The sequence below is a fragment of the Photobacterium rosenbergii genome (assembly GCF_033022775.1).
GTDB classification, from domain to species: Bacteria; Pseudomonadota; Gammaproteobacteria; order Enterobacterales; family Vibrionaceae; genus Photobacterium; species Photobacterium rosenbergii_A.
Map to the genome: position 1 here is coordinate 1 of NZ_JAWJZI010000026.1, position 23,583 is coordinate 23,583.

The following is a 23,583-nucleotide window of genomic DNA, read 5'->3' on the forward strand; positions in this document are numbered from 1 at the left end:
CAAACTTAATGTCTGAGGGTATTTTCACTCAACCGTAGGATCATTCAACTGATCAATGGCTTAACTGATCGGTGTTACCCGTTTGGGAGCTTTGCGTTGGTTGTTGTTCGGGGCGAAGGTTTATTCTTCGTCTTGCGCCTCGTCTTCTTCGAGCATTGCCAGCTGACGCTCAAGCTCAGGGGCAAACCACTCGTCCAGCTTGCGGCGGACTTGATCCACACCGATCCCCTTGAGTGATGAGAAAGCTTCGACCTGTACGTCGCCACCGAAGGTCTTGACGTTATCGCGTACTTTCATCAGTTGCTGCTTACGGGCACCGCTCTTGAGTTTGTCTGCCTTGGTCAGTAGAACCAGCACTGGCAGGCGGCTTTCGATCGCCCACATGATCATCTGCTGATCCAGATCCTTGAGCGGGTGACGGATATCCATCAGTACCACTAGGCCCTGCAGACATTCACGTTTTTGTAGGTATTCACCCAGCGACTCCTGCCATTTCAGTTTCATTTCCAGCGGAACCTGGGCATAGCCATAGCCTGGAAGGTCAATCAGGTTACAGCCCGGTACCACTTCAAACATATTGATCAATTGGGTACGGCCAGGCGTTTTAGAGGTACGGGCCAGGCTCTTTTGGTCGGTGATGCGGTTTAGGGCACTCGACTTACCTGCATTGGAGCGGCCAGCAAATGCGATCTCAACGCCTGTGTCGTTTGGCAAGTGTCGGATAGTCGGCGCACTTGTGATAAATCCTGTGTTTCTATAGTTGAGAGGTTGATTCACTGTTAACTCCGTCAAGTCTTGATGTAGTCGACTGATTACTTTTATGTGAAATTGTGTAAAATGTACGAAAACCGAGCTCGGTTAGTGGTCGCATTGTATACCATGTTACTGAGCATTACTTGTGGTACTGGAAGCTCTATAATTATAAACGGAATGTCATGAAGAAATTAGCACTGATATTGACTCTGCTGGCCAGTTGCTCAGCCTGGGCCCAGGGAGATGCAGAAGCCGGAAAGGCGAAAGCCGCAACATGTGCCGCCTGCCATGGTGCAGATGGTAACGCTATTATGGCGCAATACCCTAAGATCGCCGGCCAGCATGCAGGTTACCTTGAAAAACAGCTCAAAGATTTCAAGCTTGCGATGAGCAGCGGTGGTGCGCAAGGACGTAACGATCCTGTTATGGGTGGCATGGCTATGCCACTGACCGAGCAGGATATGGCCGACCTAGCAGCCTATTATGCCTCACTACCTATCTCTGATAACACCACATCTGAATCGTCGATTGAGATCGGCCAGACCCTATACCGTTTCGGTGATGCCGAACGGGGTGTGACTGCCTGTACCGCTTGCCACGGCCCACGTGGTAATGGCACCAGCCTGTCCGGGTTCCCGAAAATCTCTGGCCAGAATGCCGAATACGTTAAGCTACAGCTGGAGAAATTCCGCGATGGTCAGCGTGTCAATGACATGAATGCCATGATGCGTGCGGTAGCAGCCAAGCTTACCGACGACGAAATTACCGCCTTGTCCCAGTACGTTGGCGGCTTGCACTAAGTTTTCCTTCAGCCTGGCTTCCAGTCGGTGGTGAGAAAGGGGCAGCTTCGGCTGCCTTTTTTATTGCCGTCTTTTATGTTGACCCTGCAAGAAAATGACAGTTTTCTCTGGCTAGAAAGCAATATGCTTGGTGGCTTGTGAGAGATCAGCTATTCGTATCGGTCGATGTTGATGAAGTTATTAATACTGTATGCATTAAAGTATATTCAAAACAATGCCTTGTGTGTGTTGAAATAAAGTTACAGCCAAGCCCTCCTTATTTGCTCCATTGTTTCAGGCCAGAATCGGCGTAGAGTATGCCTTGTCGACAGGGAGTCGGCACAGGAAGGAAAGCGCCACTGATGGCATGGGCACGAGGCCCGAAGGATACAGGATGTCCGGCAAGGAGCCGGGTAGACCGCAAGATGTGGTAAGGACTGTCAGGAAAGACCCTTACGGAAAAGAAAACACAACATAGGAAGCAGCATTCTAGGGACGGGGTGCACACACGGATGGTGGACTGGTTGCCTGATGGCAACATGCTGATGGAAAAGCCGGTTAAGGATGGCCGATACGACAGGGATAAGCGTCTAAGGACACAAAAACTCATCAGGATGATGAAAAACAACAAGTTGGCACGGAAGCACTAATAACAAATGGATATTGCCAGACCGGGATGTTACTAACTGGTTAAGGACAGACTAGACAGGATATAGCCAGCAATGGCGACCCCACAGAGCGGCAGGTTAGACAACCTGTCGCTTTTTTCTTGTTTGGCGCTTTTCCCTCGCGCGCTTTGTAGTGCACATTTCTCCATCAAATCTGCTATGATACCCGGCTTCATTTGTGCGCCGTGGCATTGCCCTGTGCGTTAGACTTAACTGGAGAGCGATAATGATCCCTTGTCCGCTGTGCCATAGCCAAGACAGTGCGCTGTTTTTTGAAGATAAGCGCCGACAGTATCTCCGCTGTGGTGAGTGTGCATTGATATTTGCCGATCCTGCGTCGAGATTGTCGCCGCAGGAAGAGAAAGCGCACTATGATTTGCATGAAAACAACCCGGAAGATATGGGGTACCGACGTTTTCTTGCTCGCCTTGCCGACCCGCTAACGGAGCGCTTGGGGGATCAAGCACTCAATGGCTTGGATTTTGGTTGCGGCCCGGGCCCAACCCTGTCGCTGATGCTGGCGGAGTCTGGCCATAATATGGCGGTCTATGACCCGTATTTCGCCGCTGAGCCGGCAGTGCTGGAAGTGCAGTATGATTTTGTCACCTGCACCGAAGCGATCGAACACTTTTATACGCCTGCGAAGGAGTGGGGGCAGCTGGTTGGTATGATAAAACCCGGTGGTTGGCTGGGGTTGATGACCAAACTGGCACGAGATGCAGATGCCTTTGCGCAATGGCATTACAAGAACGACCCGACCCACGTGAGCTTTTTCAGTCGCGAAACATTCCAGTATTTGGCCCAACGAGACGGCCTGGATGTGGAATTTGTCGGGAATGATGTAATTTTGCTGAGGAAAACCCAGTAATGACCCGTAAGAAAAGAAGCCGTACTACCGGGATGTCCGATCAGGTAGTCACTGTAAAGACCCGCACCCAGCACGACCTTGATGGTCTGCAGCGCAAAAAAGATCGTAAGCGCAAAGGCCTTAAATCTGGTAGCCGCCACTCAATGGTAACGCCAGAAGATGCCCGCAAGGCCGCCCAGCGTAAAGATCCGCGCCACGGCAGCAAGAAAGCGATCCCGTTGATTGTCGAGCCGAAAAAGCCGATGACCAAGCAACAGCGTCGCATGACTGCTGAGCAAGAGCTGCAGATGCTGGAAAATGATGCTCAGCTAATGATTTTGCTTGACCGTATCGAAGCGGGCGAGAAGCTAGGGGCTGGCCTGCAGAAGCAAGTTGACCAGAAGCTGGATCGTATTGAGCAGCTGATGAACCAGCTTGGCCTGCTTGACGAAGACGAGCCAGAAATGGATGAGGAAGCGGTAAGCGGCCCTCGCTCCGATGATGACTTGCTCGATCAGTTCGAAAACATGGAATTTGACGGTTTAGACAAGGAGTAAGCCTTGCAGGATATGACATTGTGGCTAGGACTGGCCGGCCTGATTGTGGCAGTACTGGCAAGCTATGCCGGTTACTTGTTGTTTAAGCTGTATAAGCAGACCCAACGCCATAAGGCTTTTCTTGCCCGGGCCCAGCGCCAGCAGGAAGAAGGGATCAAGCAGCGCAATGCCAATATCATGGAAAGCGTGCTGATCATCGCTGAGGCCGGCAAGCAGGACGAGTGCGATATGTCTGAAATCGCGATTCGTTTGTACAAGCTGATGGAAGTCCTTCAGGGTGATCACCGGGTGGACTTTGCCTGCCACTATCCGGCCATGCATGAGCTTTACCAGGTGGTGAAAGATATGCCACGTGGCGATCAGCGCAAGACCTTGGCCAAGAAAGAGCGTATGCAGCTGGATCTGATCCGGATGAAAGCCGAAGCCCGTCTCCAGGAGACCATCAAGTCTGAGCTGGATGTGATCTTGGCTGCCAAGCCAACAGCCTGATACCGATAGTTGTCTTCTCCTGTCTATACTCACAGGCAGGGGAAGGCTGATCGGGTTAGCAGTTTAGTTATCTCCTATCTACATCTTTACCAAGTTGTGTCAAACTTGGTGGTCAGTTTCTCTCCCCTCTAATCTAGTGGAAGTAAGTCATGTCAAATGAGCAAATTGTTTGGGATCAGGCCTTAATCGAAAAATATAACTATTCGGGGCCGCGCTATACCTCATACCCGACGGCGCTGGAGTTCCACGAAGCGTTCACGCCAGCGGAATTTGACATGGCGTGCGCCCAGTATCCTGAGCGTAACCTGTCGCTGTATGTTCATATCCCGTTCTGCCACAAGCTGTGTTACTACTGTGGCTGTAACAAGATCATCACCCGTCACCAGCACAAGGCTGATCAGTACCTTGATGCGCTGGAGCAGGAAATCCGCCAGCGTGCGGCACTGTTGGGTGAGCGCACAGTTAGCCAGTTGCACTGGGGCGGTGGTACGCCCACCTTCCTGACCAAGCCGCAGGTAAGCCGTTTGATGGGGCTGCTGCGCGAGCTGTTTACCTTCGCGCCTGATGCCGAGATCAGCATCGAGGTTGACCCGCGTGAAATCGAACTCGATATGCTTGACCACCTGCGCAGCGAGGGTTTCAATCGCCTGAGCATCGGGGTGCAGGACTTCAACAAGGAAGTCCAGAAGCTGGTTAACCGTGAGCAGGATGAAGACTTTATTTTTGCCATGGTAGAGCGTGCCCGCGAGCTGGGTTTCCGCTCGACCAACCTGGATCTCATCTATGGTCTGCCGAAGCAGACGCCTGAGCTGTTTGCCCAAACCCTGGAGCAGGTGCTGACCATGCGACCTGGCCGTTTGTCGGTTTTCAATTACGCCCATATGCCGAAGTTGTTTGCGGCCCAGCGCAAGATCAAAGAGGCGGACTTGCCTCAAGCCAATGCGAAGCTGACGATTTTGCAGCAGACCATTGCGACCCTGACCGGAGCCGGTTACCAGTTTATTGGTATGGATCACTTTGCCCTGCCGGAAGATGAACTGGCTGTTGCCCAGCGAGAGGGGATCCTGCACCGCAACTTCCAGGGCTATACTACCCAGGGCGATACCGATCTGCTGGGCCTTGGTGTGTCTGCCATTTCGATGATTGGCGATTGCTATGCCCAGAACCAGAAAGAGCTCAAGCATTACTACGCAAGCGTCGACGAGAAGCGTGAAGCGCTATGGAAAGGGGTATCGCTTGATAGTGATGACCTATTGCGCCGCGAGGTCATCAAGTCGCTGATTTGTAATTTCCACTTAGATAAGCAAACCATTGAACAGCAGTTTGGTATCGAGTTCGACAGCTACTTTGCTGAAGATATCGAGCTGCTGCAGACCTTTATCGATGATGGTCTGGTTGAGGTGAGCGATAATGCGATAGATGTTGCGCTTAAAGGCCGCTTGCTGATCCGTAATATTTGTATGTGCTTTGACAAATACTTGCGTCACCGTGCCCGTCAGCAGCAGTTCTCCCGGGTTATCTAACGCTCATCAGAACGCATGCCGAGATAAGCAAAAAGCCCTCACACCATTTGGTTCGAGGGCTTTTTTGTAGCGGCCGATCTCGGGTATCAGCCGTTAAACATGTTCACCGCGGCAATCAGTGCCAGGATCCCGGCAGCAAAATGGCCCGGGCCATTGGCTGCGATCTCACTGACAGCAGGTATTGCCACGCTGAATGAAAATAGACTTTCCAGCATGGTGGGATTCCACTGTGTTCTTGGTGTTATGTTGCGTCGTGTGGTGTGGCTTCAGCGTTGGCCGAAGTCGGGGGGTATTGTACGCAAAATGAGCGAAGATGGAATGGGGGCAGGTCAAAAAATGGCCAGTAATTGGGATTTAATTTCTGCCGCTACCGCCGGTTTACTTGGATGGGTTTTAATGAAACCACTGTGCGAAAGGAAGTACGAAAGGAAGCCCGGTTTGTGGTTGCGCTTCCTTCCGCACAGCAAAGCAAACTAGTCGGTCACGACATTGAGCTCTTTGAGCTTGCGGGTCAGGGTATTGCGACCCCAGCCGAGCAGTCGTGCGGCTTCCTGCTTGTGCCCGTGGGTATGTTCCAGTGCCGCCTCCAGCAAGATCTTCTCGAATTCCGGCAAGGCTTCACCGAGCAGATTCTGGTGGCCTTGGCGTAAATTATCGAACGCCCACTTTTCCAGCGCATGGTGCCAGTGCTGGAGGCCGCCTTCACTGGTTTCCGGCTCGCTCGGGGCCAATAGCTCAGGAGGTAAGTCAGCAGGCAGGATCTCCTTGCCGCTAGCCATGACCGTAAGCCAGCGACAGGTATTTTCTAGCTGGCGGACATTACCCGGCCAGTCCAGAGTCGTCAGGGCTTCTTCGGTATCCGGATGCAGGGTTTTGACTTCGACCCCGAGCTCATCGGAGGCGCGCTTGAGGAAGTGGCGGGTCAGCTGCGGGATATCCTGGCGGCGGTCTTTGAGTGCTGGCAGGTGTACCCGGATCACATTGAGGCGGTGGAACAAGTCTTCGCGGAAGTCCCCCTCGGCCACCAGGCGTTCGAGGTTCTGGTGGGTCGCCGCAATGATCCGGACGTCGACATTGACCGGTGAATGGCCGCCGACCCGGTAGAACTGACCGTCGGCCAGCACCCGCAATAGGCGGGTCTGGATATCCAATGGCATATCACCGATTTCATCAAGGAACAGGGTACCGCCGTTGGCCTGCTCGAAGCGGCCCTGGCGGACACTGTTGGCGCCGGTAAACGCGCCTTTTTCGTGGCCGAACAGCTCCGATTCAATCAAGTCCTTGGGGATCGCAGCCATGTTGAGGGCAATGAATTCCTTGTGGCTGCGCGGGCTGTGGCGGTGCAGGGCGTGGGCCACCAGCTCTTTACCGGTACCGGACTCACCGTTGATCAGTACCGAGATGGATGAACGTGACAGGCGGCCGATGGCGCGAAAAACTTCCTGCATAGCCGGCGCTTCACCGATGATTTCCGGCGCATTCTTCTCAATGGTTTCAGGTTGTTGCTGGCGCTTCTGCTCCTGGCTGTGAGTGACGGCCCGCTCGACCAGGTTCACTGCCTCGTCAATATCAAATGGCTTGGGCAGGTATTCGAAAGCCCCTTCCTGATAGGCATTGACCGCGGCATCGAGATCCGAATGGGCGGTCATGATGATAACCGGCAGGGTCGGGTAATCGGCCTGTAGCACCTTGAGCAACGAGAAGCCATCCATGCCCGGCATGCGGATATCGGAGACCAGCACGTCAGGGACACTGCGCTCTAGTGCCTCGACCACACTGTCGGCGTTGGCGAAGGTTTCACATTTCAATCCGGCTGCGTTGAGGGTCCGCTCCAGTACCCAGCGGATCGAGCTGTCGTCATCGACGACCCAAATTAGTCCTTTGCTCATGCTAATCCTCTACATAATCGGTAAATACAAGGTGAATTTGGTATGGCCCGGCCAGCTGACAACTTCTATCTTGCCTTGGTGCTGGTCGACCAGATTCTGTGCAATGGAAAGTCCCAGCCCGGTGCCGCCCTCGCGCCCGGTTACCATCGGGTAGAACAGGGTGTCCTGGATATCGCTCGGGATCCCGGGGCCATCGTCGATGATGTCGATTTTGGCGGCCACCCGGTAGCGCTTGCCATGGATCAATGCCTGGTGGGCAGTACGGGTCTTGAGGGTAATATTGCCACCGCCGTGCTGCCTGAGGGCCAGCGAGGCGTTGCTGACAATATTGAGAATGGCCTGTTCAAGCTGCTCGGCATCCATGGTGAAGTCGGGCAGGCTGGGATCATAGTCGCGGTGTAGGTGGATATTCTCGCCGCAATCGATACTGATCAGCTGGCGGACTTTTTCCAGTACCACGTGGATATTGTCTTGCTGGCGGCTGCCGGGGCGCTGCGGACCGAGCAGGCGGTCGACCAAGTTACGCAGCCTGTCGGCCTGCTCGATGATCATCTGGGTATACTCGGTATAGCTCGGATCGGGCAGGGTTTTTTCCAGTAGTTGGGCGGCACCACGCAGGCCGCCCAGCGGGTTTTTGATTTCATGGGCCAGCCCGCGAACCAGTTCCTTTGCAGCCTGCTGCTGGGCATGCTGGCTCAGCTCCTGGCTGATCCGCCGTTGCTGGTCAATCGGTTTGAGTTCGAGCAGGATCAGCAGCTCGCGTTGCCATGACAATGGGCTGGCATTGAGCTCGAGGGTGTGGTGGCGGCCGTCAATCACAAACGTCACATCACTGTCAGCCAATCCCTGTCCGCTTTGCAGTGTTTCGGCGATCAGGCTCAAGTCCAGTGAGGTATGCTGGAGCAGATCCGAGAAACGGGTATTGCTGAGCCGGCGCTTGCTGAACGACAGCAGTTGCTCCGCTGCCGGATTGACATAGCGTATGGTCAGCGACTCATCGAGCAATACGATTGCCGTGACTTGGTTGTCCAGGATCAGGGAAGAAAAGTCAGCCGTCACAATTACCATCCTTGTTGGTGCAGTTCATCATGGTGCATCGAACTGCCAATGCACCATGTTGGTGCAATCAAGTGTAGCCTGTCTGTCTGGTATCGTGAACGAAAAAATGGCGAGCGCCTGTTATTTGGGCACCGGGAGCGGCGCCGGGCGCTGGTTGATACGGGCACGGTGCAAGAAGACAGTTATTTTTTCAGATGATGCAATAACCTTGCCGTGTTTGAGCAATTCTACCTGTAGGGTATGACTGCCGCGATCAATATTGGTGAGGGGCCAGCTAAGCTGGGCTTGGGGGCGACCGTATACTTCACCATCTAGACGCAACTGTACATTGTGGCCTTGGTTGAGCTTGCGGTTGGCAGAGGCAGTAATGGTCAGGTTTCCCTGATTGTCGCGAAGGGTTTGTTGATTTGTTGGGTTGTCGATTTGGATGCTTGGTTCTGGCAGTGCAGATCCGTTGGATAGCTGCTCTTCCGGGGATGGCTGATCATCAATGAAAGAAGAGTCCGCTGATGTCGTCGCATTCCCCACGGGTAGAGGAGCAGGTGGCGCGGGAAGTTGGATATCGAGTACCGCTGCACCAGTGTGGGGCTGATCGGAAAAATGGGTTGTGCCGTCTTCGTCTTGCCAGGTATAGATCTGGGAGGCCGAGGTGGGGGAGGGATGTAAGGCCCAAATCACTAAAAAAGCCGCGAGCACAGGGGAAAACCGGTACATGGTTTCTCTTGGGTTATGGGTGTTCCGGTTATTGTCAGCAGTATTGTGTCATGTGGACAAGATCAAAAAGGCCAGCTTGTGAAGCTGGCCTAAATCTATTATGTCGACTTGTTTATCAGTTGCTTAAACTGAGTAGTACAGTTCGAACTCTAGTGGGTGCGTGGTCATGTTGACTTTCTCAACATCCTGAGACTTCAGGCCGATGTATGAATCGATGAAGTCGTCAGAGAATACGCCGCCCGCTGTCAGGAACTCACGGTCTTCGTCAAGTGCCTGCAGTGCGCCCTGTAGCGATTCTGCAACGGTTGGGATTTCTGCTGCTTCTTCTGCTGGTAGGTCGTACAGGTCTTTGTCCATCGCTTCGCCCGGGTGGATCTTGTTCTGGATACCGTCCAGGCCGGCCATTAGCATTGCTGCGAATGCTAGGTATGGGTTAGCTGCTGGATCACCGAAGCGAACTTCGATACGGCGTGCTTTCGGGCTTGGTACCACTGGGATACGGATAGAAGCAGAGCGGTTACGTGCAGAGTAAGCCAGCATTACTGGTGCTTCGAAGCCAGGAACAAGACGCTTGTACGAGTTTGTTGCTGGGTTAGCGAAAGCATTGATTGCACGTGCGTGCTTGATGATACCGCCGATGTAGTAAAGTGCCATTTCAGACAGGCCGCCGTACTTGTCGCCTGCGAATAGGTTAACACCGTCTTTCGCCAATGACTGGTGAACGTGCATACCGCTGCCGTTATCACCTACTAGTGGCTTAGGCATGAAGGTGGCTGTTTTGCCAAATGCGTGAGCAACGTTGTGAACAACGTACTTGTAGATTTGGATCTCGTCAGCTTTAGTTGTAAGCGTGTTGAAGCGGGTTGCGATTTCGTTCTGTCCCGCAGTCGCTACTTCGTGGTGGTGCGCTTCAACAACCAGCCCCATTTCTTCCATGATTAGACACATGGCAGAACGGATGTCCTGTGATGAATCAACAGGAGCTACTGGGAAGTAACCGCCTTTAACACCTGGACGGTGGCCTTTGTTACCGCCTTCGAAATCAGAACCTGTGTTCCAAGCTGCTTCTACGTCGTCGATCTTGAAGAAAGAACCAGACATGTCGGTTGCGAACTTCACGTCGTCGAATAGGAAGAACTCTGGCTCAGGACCGATAAGCACGGTGTCAGCAACGCCAGTTGCACGCATGAAGTCTTCCGCACGCTTAGCAATAGAGCGTGGGTCACGGTCGTAGCCCTGCATAGTAGAAGGCTCTAGGATGTCACAGCGGATATTTAGCGTTGCATCTTCTGTGAACGGGTCTAGTACCGCGCTCGCTGCATCCGGCATCATAACCATGTCTGATTCGTTGATACCTTTCCAACCAGCAACAGAAGAGCCATCGAACATTTTGCCTTCTTCGAAGAAGTCAGCATCGATCTGGTGGGCTGGGATAGAGATGTGCTGCTCTTTACCTTTGGTATCGGTAAAGCGTAGGTCAACAAACTTAACTTCGTTTTCCTGGATCAGCGCAAGTACGTTTTCTACTGACATCTTGAGTAACCTCCGGTGTTAGGTTGGGCATTGGCCACAACAAATTAGGAATGAGCGTGTTCTGCTCTATTGCTCTAATACAATGCTATAACCGTGCCAACTTTTAAAAGCCCCAAATTAGCGCACTTAGCGGCTATTCCGGGCTGAATAAGTCCATGCTTTGCACCTTTTTGGGGATATCTTGCACCATTTTGGTGCGATTGATGTAATTATCCCTTTTATGGTGCGCGTAACTACATTAGCCCACCGCAGCATATTGTCAATTGGTCAGGAGAGATAAAGGCAGGGAATAGAGAGGGCTATCAGAGCGGTTTGTGGTCTTGCCGGGCAGTAAAATGCCTGGATAGAGCAGTCAGAAAGAAAAAGGCGGTGATATAAATCACATATTACGTGGGTTTTGGCGTAAAATCTGTTAGATTATGAGCCGTTTTTTTAACCAAGTAGCGCCATCCGGTCGCTGCATGTTCTGAGTGAATGTGAATCCATGTCTAATCCACAGATCGATAAATTAAGAAATATCGCAATTATTGCGCACGTTGACCACGGTAAAACCACCCTGGTTGACAAACTGCTTCAGCAGTCTGGCACGTTAGAGTCTCGCGGTGAAGTTGAAGAACGCGTAATGGATTCCAACGACATCGAAAAAGAGCGTGGTATTACCATTCTTGCCAAGAACACAGCGATTAACTGGAATGATTACCGCATCAACATCGTAGATACCCCGGGACACGCCGATTTCGGTGGTGAAGTTGAGCGTATCATGTCGATGGTTGACTCTGTACTGCTTATCGTTGACGCCGTTGACGGCCCAATGCCTCAGACGCGTTTCGTAACCCAGAAAGCGTTTGCCCACGGCCTGAAGCCAATCGTGGTTATCAACAAGATCGACCGTCCAGGCGCTCGCCCTGATTGGGTGATGGATCAGGTTTTCGACCTATTCGACAACCTGGGTGCAACCGACGAACAGCTAGACTTCCAGGTCGTTTACGCATCAGCGCTTAACGGCTGGGCAACACTAGAAGAAGGCGAGACTGGCGATGACATGGAACCATTGTTCCAGGCTATCGTTGACAACGTTGCTGCACCTGACGTTGATGTTGACGGTGCCCTGCAGATGCAGATTTCTCAGCTTGACTACAGCTCTTACGTGGGTGTTATCGGTGTAGGCCGTGTTACCCGTGGTAGCGTGAAGCCGAACCAGCAAGTGACCGTTATCGGTGCAGACGGCAAAACCCGCAACGGTAAAGTGGGCACTATCCTTGGCTACCTTGGCCTTGAGCGTCACGAAGTTGAGCAGGCGACTGCCGGCGACATCATCGCAATCACTGGCCTTGGCGAGCTGAAGATCTCTGACACTATCTGTGACGTGAACGCGGTTGAAGCGCTACCTGCTTTGTCTGTTGACGAGCCAACCGTAACCATGACGTTCCAGGTAAACACGTCTCCATTCGCGGGTAAAGAAGGTAAGTACGTCACTTCACGTAACATCCTTGAGCGCCTGCAGAAAGAATTGGTACACAACGTTGCTCTGCGCGTTGAAGAAACTGAAGATCCGGACAAGTTCCGCGTATCTGGCCGTGGTGAGCTTCACCTGTCTATCCTGATCGAAAACATGCGTCGTGAAGGCTTCGAGCTAGCGGTATCTCGTCCTGAAGTTATCATCAAAGAAGAAGATGGTCAGCTGATGGAACCGTTCGAAACCGTAACTATCGACGTTGTGGAAGAGCACCAGGGCGGTATTATGGAGAACATCGGTCTGCGTAAAGGTGAGCTGACTGACATGGCACCAGACGGTAAAGGTCGTGTGCGTATGGACTTTATGATGCCTTCTCGTGGCCTGATCGGCTTCCAGACTGAGTTCATGACTTTGACTTCTGGTTCTGGCCTGATGTACCACACGTTTGACCACTACGGCCCGCACAAAGGCGGTACCATCGGTCAGCGTAACAATGGCGTACTGATTGCTAATGCAGCGGGTAAAGCCTTGACTAACGCCCTGTTCAACCTGCAGGAGCGTGGTCGCATGTTCATCGGCCACGGTGTAGAAGTATACGAAGGTATGGTCATCGGTATTCACAGTCGTGACAACGACCTGACGGTTAACGCCCTGAAAGGTAAGCAGCTAACTAACGTTCGTGCATCGGGTACCGATGACGCGCAGGTGCTGACTCCGCCGATCAAGTACACGCTTGAGCAAGCACTGGAGTTCATCGATGATGACGAGCTAGTGGAAGTAACACCTGAAAGCATCCGTATCCGTAAGAAACTACTTACGGAAACTGATCGTAAGCGTGCAAGCCGCGCAGCAAAATAATTGCTAGCTGTTAGCCGTTAAACCATCCCCCCATCGGTGCTACCATGGGGGGATTGTTGTATCTGAACCCTACAAAAAAAGAAGAACGATTATGCAACCCATCATTATTACCGGGGGGCCGGGGGCGGGGAAAACCTCGTTGCTCGATGTCTTGGCTCGGCGCGGGTATATGACTTTCCCCGAGGTGTCCCGTGCCTTGATCCGCGAGCAGGCAGCCCTGCCTGGCGGTGTACTGCCCTGGACGGACTTGCCCCGCTTTGCCGCACTTTGCCTTGATAGGATGAGCAGCCAGCGTGAGCAGGCCAAGCGTGGGACCATGCCGGCTTTTGTTGACCGGGCAATCGGCGATATCTGTGCCTATTTGACTATCGGTGGCGTCGACGTGGAAGAGCATTACCAAACCATGGCCAAGGGCTACTTCCCGACGGTCTTTGTTTGCGCGCCGCATGCTGATATTTACGTTCAGGATGAAGAGCGCCCGCATAGCTTTGCCGAGGCTGAGCAAATCCATCAACAACTTATCGAGACTTATCGCGGGTTGGGCTACGAGGTGGTCGATATACCGTGGAATGGTATTGAAGAGCGGGCCAGCTGGTTACTGGCCCGGCTTAAGCAGGACTAAAGGCTGCAATCTGCAGGCTAGCTGCGTTGCAGCTGGGAAATAAAGCGCTCGGATTCGGTAATCGCCGCTTCCATATCGGTGATTGCCCGTTGGATATCGCGCTGCAGGGACTGGAATTCTCCTTGTAGAGATCCTATCGCGGCGGCATTGAGGTTATGCTTTAAGTACAAAGTGTTATCGCGTAGGGTATCGAGTACCGGATCCATTTTCTGTTCGGCGCGGTGCATGGCACTGAGCATCCGTTGGTAAGAAGCCTTGGTACTGCTGAGCTTGGACTCGCTGTCGCGGCGCAGTTTACTGCTGCTGTAGAGCGACAGCTCTTCTTGCCACTCGTCGAACAGGGCGTCGGCGACATCTTCAATCGCAGCGATGCGCTCGCGCACTTTCTCGGCAGCATCATTGCTGGCTTCGTACTGGTCATTGACCTGGTTATAGGCACTTTCCAGCTCGCCGCCGTCGAATTGGGTGAGTGCCTTGAGGGCATCAAGCGCGCTGGTAAATTGCTGCTGGGCGTCTTGCTGGGCTTCATTGGCATCCTCGACCCGGTCGACCATGATATCGCGCTTGTGGATGCCGACCTGTTCCATGGCCGAGTAGTAGGCACTCTGGCAACCTGTCAGGGCGGTGAGGCTAAGAAAGATCGCTAGCAGATAGGGCATAGTTGACTCCATGTGTCCTAATAAGTGTAAAGTAATAGTAAATACAAGCAAATAATGACATGACTATGGCTGACAAACCAACATTGAGCAAGCACATATGGCGCCAGCAGGCGCAAGGCGTCGTGGCGTTTACCGGCTACCTGATCCACCGTATTGGCCATGATCGGCTGACCGTGACAGCCGGTTCGATGGCTTACGTCACCTTGCTGTCCTTGGTACCGCTGATCACCGTGGTGTTATCAGCCCTGTCGACGTTTCCTGTTTTTGCCGAGCTGGGCGAACTACTGCAGAACTTCGTGATAGAGAATTTTGTCCCGGCAGCCGGTGAGGTCGTCAAGCAGTACCTCAATGAATTTGTGGCCAATGCCGGCAAAATGACCGCGGTAGGGATCGCGGCCTTGTTTGTGGTGGCGATGATGCTGATATCGTCGATTGACCAAGCCCTTAACTATATCTGGCGGGTGCATGAAAAACGCCGCCCGGTGATTTCGTTTTCGATATACTGGATGGTGCTGACCCTCGGGCCGATTTTGGTCGGTTCGAGCCTAGCGGTCAGCTCTTACCTCGGCTCGCTAAACTTGCTCGGCAGCGATGCGGTTAATGGTTTGCTGCAGCGCTCACTGCGCTGGTTGCCGGTGGTGATGTCGAGCTGTGCCTTCTTGGGGCTTTACTTGTTGGTGCCCAATACCAAGGTACGCTTCCGCCACGCCTTGGTCGGCGCGGTGATTGCCAGTATCCTGTTTGAACTGAGTAAGAAAGGCTTTGCCCTCTATATTACCAATTTCCCCTCGTATCAGGTGATTTACGGTGCCTTGGCGGTGGTGCCGATTTTATTTGTCTGGGTTTACCTGTGCTGGTGTATTGTATTGTTCGGAGCCGAAATTACGGCCAGCCTTGGCGAGAAGAGCCATTGGCACCCGGAGGCCAAGAGGTGGCAAACGACGGTACCCACTCAGGCTGAATTGTCGGATATTCAACAGGCTGTGGATCCTCAGACCGAGAGTGAGCAAGCAGCCTCTCAACAGATAGTAGGAAAAGGTAAGAACAAATGATTGCACTGATCCAACGGGTGAGCGAAGCGAGCGTAACAGTTGATGGCCGGGTGACCGGGGCTATCGGCAAAGGCCTGCTGGTTCTGCTTGGCGTCGAGAAAGGCGATGATGAAGCCAAGGCCAAGCGCCTGCGCGAAAAAGTGCTGGGCTATCGGGTATTCGAGGACGAAGAGGGCAAGATGAACCTCAATGTCCAGCAAGCCGGCGGCAGTGTGTTGGTGGTGTCGCAATTTACCCTGGCAGCCGACACCAAGAAGGGGATGCGCCCGGGCTTTTCCAATGGTGCGGCACCGCAAGATGCCGAGCGCATGTATGAATATTTTGTTGATTGCTGCAAGGAAACAGGGATCAAGACGGAAACGGGCATCTTTGCCGCTGATATGAAAGTGGCACTGCTCAACGATGGCCCGGTAACCTTCTGGTTGCAGGTATAATGATTAAATAGGCAGCTTTGCCTCAGGAACGCTGGAGAAGGATTTCATGTTTCGACTTGTCACCCCCCAAACCGAAGAAGAGCTGGCTAGCTATTATGATTTTCGCTGGCGGATGCTGCGTGAGCCTTGGCATATGCCGGTGGGCTCAGAGCGTGATGCCTATGATGATTTGAGTAGCCACCGGATGATTGTCAGTGATAACGGCCAGACTATCGCGATTGGCCGTTTGTACATGACCCCGGACAACGACGGTCAGATCCGCTACATGGCGGTCCACCCGGATCATCGCCACCAGGGGATGGGGGCGATAGTGCTGATGGCGTTGGAATCATTGGCCCGTGAGGAAGGGGCAAAGCGGTTGGTTTGTAATGCCCGCGAGGATGCGATCCCGTTCTACTTGCGTAGCGGCTTTACCAACCAAGGTGAGCTGAGTGAAGAAAAAGGGCCGGTACGGCACCAGCAAATGCTCAAGCACCTCGACCCGCTTACTGAAGTGGTGCGCCATCCGGATTGGTGCCAGGAGCTACAGGAATTGTGGCAATCCCAGATCCCCATCAGTGAGCGGATGGGAGTGAAGATCAGCCAGTACACCGGCTACCGGTTTGAAGTCAGCGCTCTGATCAACGCCAACCTCAATACCAAAGCCAATATGTTCGCCGGCAGTATCTTCACCATGGCGACACTGGCAGGCTGGGGCTTTGTCTGGATGCTGCTCAAAGAGCGCAAGTACAAAGCCGATATCGTTCTGGTTGATAGCCATATCCGTTATCGCTCCCCGGTCAAGGAGCGCCCGCGCGCAGTGGTCACCGTGGAAGATCTCGAGGGTGACGTCGAGCGGCTGGCGACCCATCGCAAAGGCAGGGCCATCGTCAAGGTGAATGTCTATAGCGGCGATGAGCTGGCTTCGACCTTCTCCGGTACTTATATGCTGCTGCCGTCACACAGCGAGCCGGATACCGTTTGCTGACCTTCCTGCCAGCGCCTGATCAGGTGCTGGCAACTTATCTTCGCTTCCAGCTCCAGTTGCTGTCTGGCAGGCGTCGCCAAATCCCACTGGCCTTTTAAAACCGCGTCTATATCCTTGCCCGTAATACTGAGCGGTGCAATGGTCATTCGACCCCGGTCACTGGTGATCTTAAGTGGTGTGATCACCAATGGTGTCGGCTTATCCGTCTCTGTTGTCTTGGCGACAGGGGAGGCCTCTGCTGAAGATGTCTCAGATGCAGAAGCCTGTCGCCAGGCATTGAATAGTGAACGGCCTCCTTGCTCAACGACGCTGTCCCGGAATGTTGCCCGTAGCTCGCCGTTTAGGCTATGGGCCAGGCTGGTATAGTTCTGGCCGAGACCCTGTATGGCAGCCGTCATATCGATGCGGCCACTGGCCGGCCAAGGCACAGATAGCCATTGCGGCAAAACATGTGCTGGCAGGCTATCACCCTGAAGTGCAGCCTGCCACGGCAACCCTTCTTTGCTCAGATCAATTTGCCCCGTCGCTTCTAGCAGCCCATCCTTGAACGGTAGGAAGGCTTGGTTCAATTGCCATTGGCCTTGCTCACTGGTCATCTCTATAAGCGGTTCGAATAAGTCGACGGTATTGAGGCTCACCTGCGTAGCGGTCGCTGCAATATTGCCTTGCCATAGAGCGAAATAGGGCTGTGGCTGGAACAACAAGTCTTTGCCGCTGACGTTTAGCCCATTGATATACCATGGGGTCTCACTTTCGGCTGCCGTCAGTTGGGCATAGCCGATATCCAGTGACCGGATATTGATCTGCTTGAAAGAAGAGAGTGAGTGCGAGAAATGGCTAGCCCAATCGGCGGGTAAGAACCATTTGATCCCTTTGCTGGTCAGGTTGTCCAATTGCAGCGTATCTGGGGAGATTTTGCCTTCTGCACGCCAGTATCCCTCCAGTGCGTTGACGGAAGCACCATTGAGGGTAATGGCGTTGGGCATGAAGTTCAGATCCAATAGGGGATCGGTAAATGGTTGTTGTCGCCAACTGCCACTGTCCGCATTGAATGATAGCCAGGCGTTATGCTGTGAGTACGCTGAGCTGGGCCAGTGCCAGTCGGTTAGGGATAGATTGGCGTGGTTGAGGCTCACGGCAGGCAGTTCGATACTGCTGTCGAGCATATCAACCCGCTTGAGTGTGGCCTGCCATTGCTCAGAGGCCCAGCTATCGAGCTGGTGCTGGAGGGTTTGGGTTAACTCACTGTCTTGTAGTTGCAGTCCGGACAGTGTGAGCTGGTGGATATCCAGCGTTTTTTTGTCAGTTGCCAAGTCGAGCTGGCCATTGATGCTGGCATGCTGCCAATCAAAAGAAAAGCCCTTGAGCTTCCATAGATTGCCATGGTGGCTACCGTCCAGCAGTAATTGCTTGGTTTCCCATTGCTGCCACTGGGCACTGTCGGCCGCTAATTGGAAATTTCCACTGAACTGCTGCCACCAAGGGGCCGAATTATTGGGGTGGTAATGCCAATTATCGAGCTGGAGCTCTCCCTTCTCAAGGTATATCGAGTTGGTCGCAACATTTAATTGGCTGATCGCAAGGCGTCGGCTGCGTAGTTCGGGCAGCATGGCGCTGGCTAGAGCTTGGGGAGGAAGCATTTGTGAAGGAAGCATCTGCAGAGGAACGACAGGGCCATCAATCAGCAAGCTGTCAAATTGCCATTGCAGCTGGGTCAGTGAATCAGTGCTGAGCCAAAGCGAGACTCGTTTAGCGGTTATCGGTGGCTGTTCGTCAGTCAGGGCCAATGACGGTTGGAGCAGCGAAAGGTGCCAGGGATCTCGGATATGATAACGTGCTTCACTGAGGGTCAAGGTGTAGGGAGTAAGCCAATTAACTGCCTGGCTAAGCATGGGCGCGGCATATGGGGTATGCAGCAGGGTCAGAATGACGGTGACTCCCAGTGCCACGAGCACAACAATCGTAGCGATAATCTTCCCAATAAAACGCATAGAGGCTCCCAGCATCCGACAACTCCCAGTCAATCGCTCTCAGTACATCTGTATCTGAGGCAATGATCATTAGGCGGCAATTTCATCCCGGCTGCAAGCACTGGGCAGGATTTTTGGCGTTGATTTAACGAAAAAGCCCCTCACAAGAGGGGCTTAGATATTACGGTTAGCTGCTAGCGGTTAGTCTAGCTGTGGGCCTGCAGCAACCAGAGAGGCACCTTCGGCATTGTCGGTGTATTTCTCGAAGTTGTTGATGAAGCGCTCGGCCAAGTCTTTCGCTTTGCTTTCCCACTGTAGTGGATCGGTGTAGGTATCGCGCGGGTCAAGGATCTCTGGGTTAACATGCGGTAGCGATGTTGGGACTTCCAAGTTGAAGATTGGGATATTCTTCGTTTCTGTGTTATCGATAGAGCCATCTAGGATAGCGTCGATGATGGCACGGGTATCCTGGATAGAGATGCGCTTGCCAGAGCCGTTCCAGCCGGTGTTCACGAGGTAAGCTTCAGCACCTGCCGCTGCCATGCGCTTAACCAGTACTTCAGCGTACTTGGTTGGGTGCAGTGTCAGGAACGCATTGCCGAAACAGGCCGAGAAAGTCGGCGTTGGCTCGGTGATACCACGCTCAGTACCGGCCAGTTTGGCAGTGAAGCCAGATAGGAAATGGTACTTGGTTTGCTCAGGAGTTAGCTTCGATACCGGAGGCAGTACGCCGAACGCATCAGCCGATAGGAAGATAACCTTGTTGGCATGGCCGCCCTTGGAGATTGGCTTAACAATGTTTTCGATGTGGTAAATCGGGTAAGAAACACGGGTGTTTTCTGTTTTCGAGCCATCATCGAAGTCGATAGCGCCATCGCTGCGTACCGTAACGTTTTCTAGCAGAGCGTCACGGCGGATCGCATTGTAGATGTCCGGCTCGGCTTCTTTAGAAAGGTTGATGGTTTTCGCGTAGCAACCGCCTTCGAAGTTGAATACGCCGTCATCATCCCAGCCATGCTCGTCATCACCGATCAGGGCGCGCTTAGGATCGGTAGACAGAGTCGTTTTACCTGTGCCTGATAGGCCGAAGAACACCGCGACATCACCGTTTTCACCCATGTTGGCAGAACAGTGCATCGATGCGATATCACGAAGCGGCAAGAAGTAGTTCATCATAGCGAACATACCCTTTTTCATTTCGCCACCGTACCAAGTACCGCCGATAAGCTGCATCTTCTCAGTCAGGTTGAACACCGTGAAGTTTTCGGAGTTCATTTCATGCTCTTTCCACTTCTCGTTGGTGCACTTGGCACCATTCATCACTACGAAATCAGGCTCGAAGGTTTCCAGCTCTTCTTCCGTTGGACGGATGAACATGTTCTTCACGAAGTGAGCCTGCCAAGCCACTTCAGTAATGATACGGATACATAGGCGGGTATCTGGGTTGGTACCACAGAATCCGTCAATCACAAACAGGCGCTTGCCAGATAGCTGTCCTGTCACTAGCTTTTTCAGATCGTTCCACGCTTCGACACCAATGCTCTTATTATCGTTTTTGCCTTGGTCTGCCCACCACATAGTGTCGCGGGTAGTGTCATCTTTTACGATGAACTTATCTTTAGGGGAACGGCCAGTGAAGATACCTGTATCAACGGCGACGGCACCAAGCTCAGTAACGATACCTTTTTCGTATCCCTCTAGGCCCGGCTTGGTCTCTTCTTCGAACAGAACTTCGTAACTTGGGTTACGAACAATCTCTGTAACATTGTTGATACCGTATTGAGATAGATCTAATTTTTTTGCAACCTTTTTATCGACGTTCATGACAGTCATAGGTGCTCCTTGGGTAAGATGTTGTTTAACTGTTGACCATGCTAGCAACCCTAAAGGGGTAATTCAGGGAGGTTTATCAAAAATTAACCATTAAAAAGTTAAGGTTAGGTAAAAGTCTTAAATATATTGTAGGCGGTAAGTTTATCGTGATGTGAAGTGTTTGCGCTAGCTCTAAAAATTAATATTTTTCCTGAAAAAAGCGAGGGTTAGCATGTTATTTGCTTACATCTTGAGCAAGAAAAGTGTGCTTCAGGTAGAAAAAAAGCCGGACAATGTCCGGCTTTTGTAAGTTAGTTTCAGGCTTAATTATGAAGAATAATTAATGCACCTGGTTGCTGTTGTCGGTTGCTGCTTTTTCGAACAGTGCGGCAACGTCAATGCTATCAAAGTCATAGCTGGTGCCACAGTAGTCACAATGCAGGGAAACCTTGCCTTCTTCAGCAACGATACGATCCACTTCAGCACGCTCGATAGAGCAGATTGCTGACGCGCTGCGCTCACGTGAACAGCCACACTGGAAGACAACATCCTGTGGGTCGAACAGCTTAACGGTTTCCTGATGGTACAGGCGGTAAAGGACATCTTGTGCTTCCAGACCGAATAGCTCTTCGTTCTTCACCGTTTCTGTTAGCTGCTCAAGATGATCAAAATCACCTTCGTGGCCCTGGCCGTCCGGTAGGATCTGCAGCAACATGCCGGCTGCTTTTGCCTGGCCTTCGTGCTCGCCGGTGCGCAGCCAAATACGGGTCTTCAGCTGCTCTGAGTTTTCGAAGTAACCTTCAAGGCATGCTGCAAGGCTGTCGCCTTCCAGACCCACGACACCCTGGTAACGTTCGCCTTTGGTTGGGGTAATGGTGATCACCATATGGCCCTTGCCCATCAGGTCATGGATATTGCCTTCGGCTGGGACATCGCCATCCCAACGGGCAACACCGCGAAGTTTTTGGTTGTGGTCGCCATTAATGACAGCGAGCTTAACCGGGCCGTCACCTTGCAGCTGGACGGTGATTGACCCTTCGAATTTCAATGTGGCTGTCAGCAGGCTTGTGGCAACCAGCAGTTCACCCAACAGGGTCTGCACCGGGGCTGGGTATTCCTTGCTGGAAATGATCTGTTGGTAGGTTTCGCCCAACTGAACCAGTTCACCACGTACGGATACACCGTCAAACAGGTAACGGTATAGACTATCTTTTGTCATTAGCTTGATTTCTCCAGCAGGTATCTAATAGACCTATTTTTGGTATTTTGCGTCAACATAACGAAACTTTTCTGCGCTACACTGAACTAATACCCTTAGTCGGAATGACTTTTAAACTTAATTATATCGCGACGCTGCTTTTTATCAGGGCGCTTTTCGGGACTAGGGCTGCCATAGGCATGAATACGACGCATTTGGGCGTGCTCTTCACGGCGTTTTGCGCTCTCCTCAGTCTCTCGATATAGAGTTTGTGCTTCAGGTGCACCACGGCGGGTGTCTGAGAGTTTCTCTATAATAATGGTTTTTTCGTCATTACCTTGACGTAAACGGATCTCAGCACCCACTTCAACCAGTTTACTGGGCTTGGAGCGTTGGCCGTTGTATTGCACCTTGCCGCCATCAATCATGGTGCGGGCAATAGAACGGGTCTTGTAAAAGCGTGCCGCCCATAACCACTTATCGAGACGGACCTGAATGTTGTCTGGATGCGATGTTTGTTGGCCCACAGTATGCTCCTTAACCCATAAGGGCGCTAAAAGTACCACATTGCCGACAGAGCGTCAGCAGGCGTTGAGAGATAATAAATGGTGATATGGGATCGGGATTTCAACAGTAAATCGGGAATAAATCACAGAAAATAGCTAGTCTATTGATAGTAGTAGAAACTTTTCTTCATGCATTTTGGTAGACTACTCACGATAATTAAACGATTCGACAAGTAAGTAATACGTTTTGATATTACCTTTTGATATAACGCGCTAGTTTTATTTCCGCAGGATGATGGATATTTCATGGTTACAGCAAATTGGTTAGGGAGCTTGCAGTCCAAGAGCAAGATCTCAATCTCTTCATTGACCCGCGTCCTTACGTGGGGGCTGGTAGTGATCCTTGCTTGGGTCGTAGGCCGAATGGTGTGGCTTGCATTGCAGCCGACCCAAGCCCCTGCTAACTGGCAGGCCTCAACGGTATCTGTGTCATCCAACGCGGGCGGCGATCGCTCTGAAGTGGCCAAGGTACTAAATATGAACCTTTTCGGTCGTTTTCAGGAAAATGCTCCGGTGGTCGAGCGCAAGCAGCCGGTGAAACAGGATGCCCCCCAGACCCGCCTTAGCCTGACTCTGGTTGGTTTGGTCGCCAGCTCTAACCCGCAAACCGCTCTTGCGGTCATTACCCATCGTGGCAAACAAAATACCTATGGCCTGAATGAGGCCATTGAAGGTACCCGCGCAACGTTGCAGGCTGTCTACCCGGACCGGGTGATCATCCGTAACAGTGGCCGTGATGAAACATTGATGCTCGACGGCGTCGACTTCAACAAGGCATCGCAAAGCACCGCAAGACCCCGCCAGCCAGAACCTCGACAAGCCGAGCCGGTAGAGCCAACCTCTGATCTGAGCCGAATCAAGCAAGAAATTCTCGAAAAACCGCAAACCTTATTTAGCTATATTCGCCTGTCCCAAGTGAAGCGGGATGGCGAGTTGGTGGGATACCGGGTTAACCCTGGTAAAGAGCGGGCGTTGTTCGACGCCGTGGGCCTAAAGGCCAATGACTTGGCCGTTAGTCTCAACGGCAATGATCTGACTGACGCTGCTGTGATGGCAAAATTGTGGACCGAGCTTTCGAGCGCCACAGACTTTACATTGACCGTCGAGCGAGAGGGTCAGTTACACGATATTTATATTGAGCTGCAATAGTAGCCCAAAGCGAACATGCGATAGCGCAG

The 23,583-nt window shown here is 52.5% G+C and carries 22 protein-coding genes; 11 read left to right on the plus strand and 11 right to left on the minus strand.

The features are described 5' to 3' along the window. Positions 1-120: 120 nt before the first annotated feature. Complete coding sequence (gene yihA / locus R2X38_RS24960) at positions 121-777, minus strand: ribosome biogenesis GTP-binding protein YihA/YsxC (RefSeq protein WP_317525051.1); 657 nt, start codon at positions 775-777, stop codon at positions 121-123. A gap of 158 nt (positions 778-935) precedes the next feature. Between yihA and R2X38_RS24965 the strand changes: the two genes are divergently transcribed. The 5 genes from R2X38_RS24965 (at position 936) to hemN (ending at position 5,616) form a co-directional block, all read left to right on the plus strand. Continuing rightward, positions 936-1,553 carry a c-type cytochrome gene (locus R2X38_RS24965; RefSeq protein WP_317525052.1) on the plus strand — a complete coding sequence of 206 codons (618 nt, stop codon included), beginning with the start codon at positions 936-938 and terminating at the stop codon, positions 1,551-1,553. An 873-nt stretch (positions 1,554-2,426) separates the two neighbouring features. After that, complete coding sequence (locus tag R2X38_RS24970) at positions 2,427-3,068, plus strand: class I SAM-dependent methyltransferase (RefSeq protein WP_317525053.1); 642 nt, start codon at positions 2,427-2,429, stop codon at positions 3,066-3,068. Further along, positions 3,068-3,604 carry a Der GTPase-activating protein YihI gene (gene yihI, locus R2X38_RS24975; RefSeq protein WP_317525054.1) on the plus strand — a complete coding sequence of 179 codons (537 nt, stop codon included), beginning with the start codon at positions 3,068-3,070 and terminating at the stop codon, positions 3,602-3,604. The genes R2X38_RS24970 and yihI overlap by 1 nt, the downstream gene beginning before the upstream one ends. Positions 3,605-3,607: 3 nt before the next feature. Continuing rightward, entirely contained in the window at positions 3,608-4,093 is a 486-nt protein-coding gene (locus tag R2X38_RS24980; protein ID WP_317525055.1) for a DUF2489 domain-containing protein, read from the plus strand. Between the two features lie 149 nt (positions 4,094-4,242). Then, positions 4,243-5,616 carry an oxygen-independent coproporphyrinogen III oxidase gene (gene hemN / locus R2X38_RS24985; protein WP_317525056.1) on the plus strand — a complete coding sequence of 458 codons (1,374 nt, stop codon included), beginning with the start codon at positions 4,243-4,245 and terminating at the stop codon, positions 5,614-5,616. A gap of 86 nt (positions 5,617-5,702) precedes the next feature. Here the strand turns inward: hemN and R2X38_RS24990 are convergent, their stop codons facing one another. The 5 genes from R2X38_RS24990 to glnA all read right to left on the minus strand — a co-directional run bounded on the left by R2X38_RS24990 (position 5,703) and on the right by glnA (position 10,811). Next, a complete protein-coding gene (locus tag R2X38_RS24990) occupies positions 5,703-5,831 on the minus strand; it encodes a hypothetical protein (protein WP_255526741.1) in 129 nt (42 codons plus the stop codon). A 258-nt stretch (positions 5,832-6,089) separates the two neighbouring features. After that, entirely contained in the window at positions 6,090-7,505 is a 1,416-nt protein-coding gene (glnG, locus tag R2X38_RS24995; protein ID WP_317525057.1) for a nitrogen regulation protein NR(I), read from the minus strand. Positions 7,506-7,514: 9 nt separating this feature from the next. Further along, entirely contained in the window at positions 7,515-8,564 is a 1,050-nt protein-coding gene (gene glnL, locus R2X38_RS25000; protein WP_317525058.1) for a nitrogen regulation protein NR(II), read from the minus strand. A gap of 120 nt (positions 8,565-8,684) precedes the next feature. After that, positions 8,685-9,278 (minus strand): DUF4124 domain-containing protein, encoded by a 594-nt coding sequence (locus R2X38_RS25005; RefSeq protein WP_317525059.1) that lies wholly within the window; start codon positions 9,276-9,278, stop codon positions 8,685-8,687. A 123-nt stretch (positions 9,279-9,401) separates the two neighbouring features. After that, complete coding sequence (gene glnA / locus R2X38_RS25010) at positions 9,402-10,811, minus strand: glutamate--ammonia ligase (RefSeq protein WP_317525060.1); 1,410 nt, start codon at positions 10,809-10,811, stop codon at positions 9,402-9,404. 484 nt (positions 10,812-11,295) lie between these two features. Here glnA and typA point away from each other — a divergent pair, with 484 nt between their 5' ends. After that, a complete protein-coding gene (gene typA, locus R2X38_RS25015) occupies positions 11,296-13,125 on the plus strand; it encodes a translational GTPase TypA (RefSeq protein WP_317525062.1) in 1,830 nt (609 codons plus the stop codon). Positions 13,126-13,216: 91 nt separating this feature from the next. Further along, the gene (locus R2X38_RS25020; RefSeq protein WP_317525063.1) at positions 13,217-13,747 is read left to right on the plus strand and encodes an AAA family ATPase; all 531 of its coding nucleotides are present in this window, start codon (positions 13,217-13,219) and stop codon (positions 13,745-13,747) included. 17 nt (positions 13,748-13,764) lie between these two features. Here the strand turns inward: R2X38_RS25020 and R2X38_RS25025 are convergent, their stop codons facing one another. Next, positions 13,765-14,406: a DUF2959 domain-containing protein gene (locus R2X38_RS25025; protein ID WP_317525064.1), complete on the minus strand. Its 642-nt coding sequence runs from the start codon at positions 14,404-14,406 to the stop codon at positions 13,765-13,767. Positions 14,407-14,471: 65 nt separating this feature from the next. On the opposite strand from R2X38_RS25025, the gene R2X38_RS25030 reads away from it, so the two are divergent. Genes R2X38_RS25030 through R2X38_RS25040 form a run of 3 tightly spaced genes read left to right on the plus strand, consistent with a single transcriptional unit; the run spans position 14,472 to position 16,859 of the window. Further along, positions 14,472-15,458, plus strand: a complete 987-nt coding sequence (locus tag R2X38_RS25030) for a virulence factor BrkB family protein (RefSeq protein WP_317525065.1) — start codon at positions 14,472-14,474, stop codon at positions 15,456-15,458. Next, on the plus strand, positions 15,455-15,892 hold the full coding sequence (dtd, locus tag R2X38_RS25035) for a D-aminoacyl-tRNA deacylase (protein ID WP_317525067.1): 438 nt from the start codon (positions 15,455-15,457) through the stop codon (positions 15,890-15,892). Before R2X38_RS25030 ends, dtd begins: the two co-directional genes overlap by 4 nt. A gap of 46 nt (positions 15,893-15,938) precedes the next feature. Then, positions 15,939-16,859 (plus strand): bifunctional GNAT family N-acetyltransferase/hotdog fold thioesterase, encoded by a 921-nt coding sequence (locus R2X38_RS25040; RefSeq protein WP_317525068.1) that lies wholly within the window; start codon positions 15,939-15,941, stop codon positions 16,857-16,859. Here R2X38_RS25040 and R2X38_RS25045 read toward each other — a convergent pair. From R2X38_RS25045 to hslR, 4 genes are all read right to left on the minus strand, one after another. After that, positions 16,814-18,850, minus strand: a complete 2,037-nt coding sequence (locus R2X38_RS25045) for an AsmA family protein (RefSeq protein WP_317525069.1) — start codon at positions 18,848-18,850, stop codon at positions 16,814-16,816. The genes R2X38_RS25040 and R2X38_RS25045 overlap by 46 nt on opposite strands. 180 nt (positions 18,851-19,030) lie before the next feature. Continuing rightward, the gene (gene pckA, locus R2X38_RS25050) at positions 19,031-20,662 is read right to left on the minus strand and encodes a phosphoenolpyruvate carboxykinase (ATP) (protein WP_317525070.1); all 1,632 of its coding nucleotides are present in this window, start codon (positions 20,660-20,662) and stop codon (positions 19,031-19,033) included. 319 nt (positions 20,663-20,981) lie between these two features. Beyond that, complete coding sequence (hslO, locus tag R2X38_RS25055; protein ID WP_317525072.1) at positions 20,982-21,860, minus strand: Hsp33 family molecular chaperone HslO; 879 nt, start codon at positions 21,858-21,860, stop codon at positions 20,982-20,984. Between the two features lie 95 nt (positions 21,861-21,955). Continuing rightward, positions 21,956-22,366, minus strand: coding sequence for a ribosome-associated heat shock protein Hsp15 (gene hslR, locus R2X38_RS25060; RefSeq protein WP_317525073.1), 411 nt, complete (start codon positions 22,364-22,366; stop codon positions 21,956-21,958). Positions 22,367-22,651: 285 nt separating this feature from the next. On the opposite strand from hslR, the gene gspC reads away from it, so the two are divergent. Next, positions 22,652-23,554: a type II secretion system protein GspC gene (gspC, locus tag R2X38_RS25065; protein WP_317525074.1), complete on the plus strand. Its 903-nt coding sequence runs from the start codon at positions 22,652-22,654 to the stop codon at positions 23,552-23,554. Positions 23,555-23,583: the final 29 nt, after the last annotated feature.

What these genes read in the sequence shown, in the direction of transcription:
- R2X38_RS24990 (WP_255526741.1), bottom strand. Translation starts at nt 5,831, where the DNA reads ATGCTGGAAAGTCTATTTTCATTCAGCGTGGCAATACCTGCTGTCAGT.
- pckA (WP_317525070.1), bottom strand. Translation starts at nt 20,662, where the DNA reads ATGACTGTCATGAACGTCGATAAAAAGGTTGCAAAAAAATTAGATCTA.
- typA (WP_317525062.1), top strand. Translation starts at nt 11,296, where the DNA reads ATGTCTAATCCACAGATCGATAAATTAAGAAATATCGCAATTATTGCG.
- R2X38_RS25020 (WP_317525063.1), top strand. Translation starts at nt 13,217, where the DNA reads ATGCAACCCATCATTATTACCGGGGGGCCGGGGGCGGGGAAAACCTCG.
- yihI (WP_317525054.1), top strand. Translation starts at nt 3,068, where the DNA reads ATGACCCGTAAGAAAAGAAGCCGTACTACCGGGATGTCCGATCAGGTA.
- dtd (WP_317525067.1), top strand. Translation starts at nt 15,455, where the DNA reads ATGATTGCACTGATCCAACGGGTGAGCGAAGCGAGCGTAACAGTTGAT.
- glnA (WP_317525060.1), bottom strand. Translation starts at nt 10,811, where the DNA reads ATGTCAGTAGAAAACGTACTTGCGCTGATCCAGGAAAACGAAGTTAAG.
- glnG (WP_317525057.1), bottom strand. Translation starts at nt 7,505, where the DNA reads ATGAGCAAAGGACTAATTTGGGTCGTCGATGACGACAGCTCGATCCGC.
- R2X38_RS25005 (WP_317525059.1), bottom strand. Translation starts at nt 9,278, where the DNA reads ATGTACCGGTTTTCCCCTGTGCTCGCGGCTTTTTTAGTGATTTGGGCC.
- R2X38_RS24970 (WP_317525053.1), top strand. Translation starts at nt 2,427, where the DNA reads ATGATCCCTTGTCCGCTGTGCCATAGCCAAGACAGTGCGCTGTTTTTT.
- gspC (WP_317525074.1), top strand. Translation starts at nt 22,652, where the DNA reads ATGGTTACAGCAAATTGGTTAGGGAGCTTGCAGTCCAAGAGCAAGATC.
- R2X38_RS25040 (WP_317525068.1), top strand. Translation starts at nt 15,939, where the DNA reads ATGTTTCGACTTGTCACCCCCCAAACCGAAGAAGAGCTGGCTAGCTAT.
- R2X38_RS25025 (WP_317525064.1), bottom strand. Translation starts at nt 14,406, where the DNA reads ATGCCCTATCTGCTAGCGATCTTTCTTAGCCTCACCGCCCTGACAGGT.
- hslO (WP_317525072.1), bottom strand. Translation starts at nt 21,860, where the DNA reads ATGACAAAAGATAGTCTATACCGTTACCTGTTTGACGGTGTATCCGTA.
- R2X38_RS25045 (WP_317525069.1), bottom strand. Translation starts at nt 18,850, where the DNA reads ATGCGTTTTATTGGGAAGATTATCGCTACGATTGTTGTGCTCGTGGCA.
- R2X38_RS24965 (WP_317525052.1), top strand. Translation starts at nt 936, where the DNA reads ATGAAGAAATTAGCACTGATATTGACTCTGCTGGCCAGTTGCTCAGCC.
- hemN (WP_317525056.1), top strand. Translation starts at nt 4,243, where the DNA reads ATGTCAAATGAGCAAATTGTTTGGGATCAGGCCTTAATCGAAAAATAT.
- R2X38_RS25030 (WP_317525065.1), top strand. Translation starts at nt 14,472, where the DNA reads ATGGCTGACAAACCAACATTGAGCAAGCACATATGGCGCCAGCAGGCG.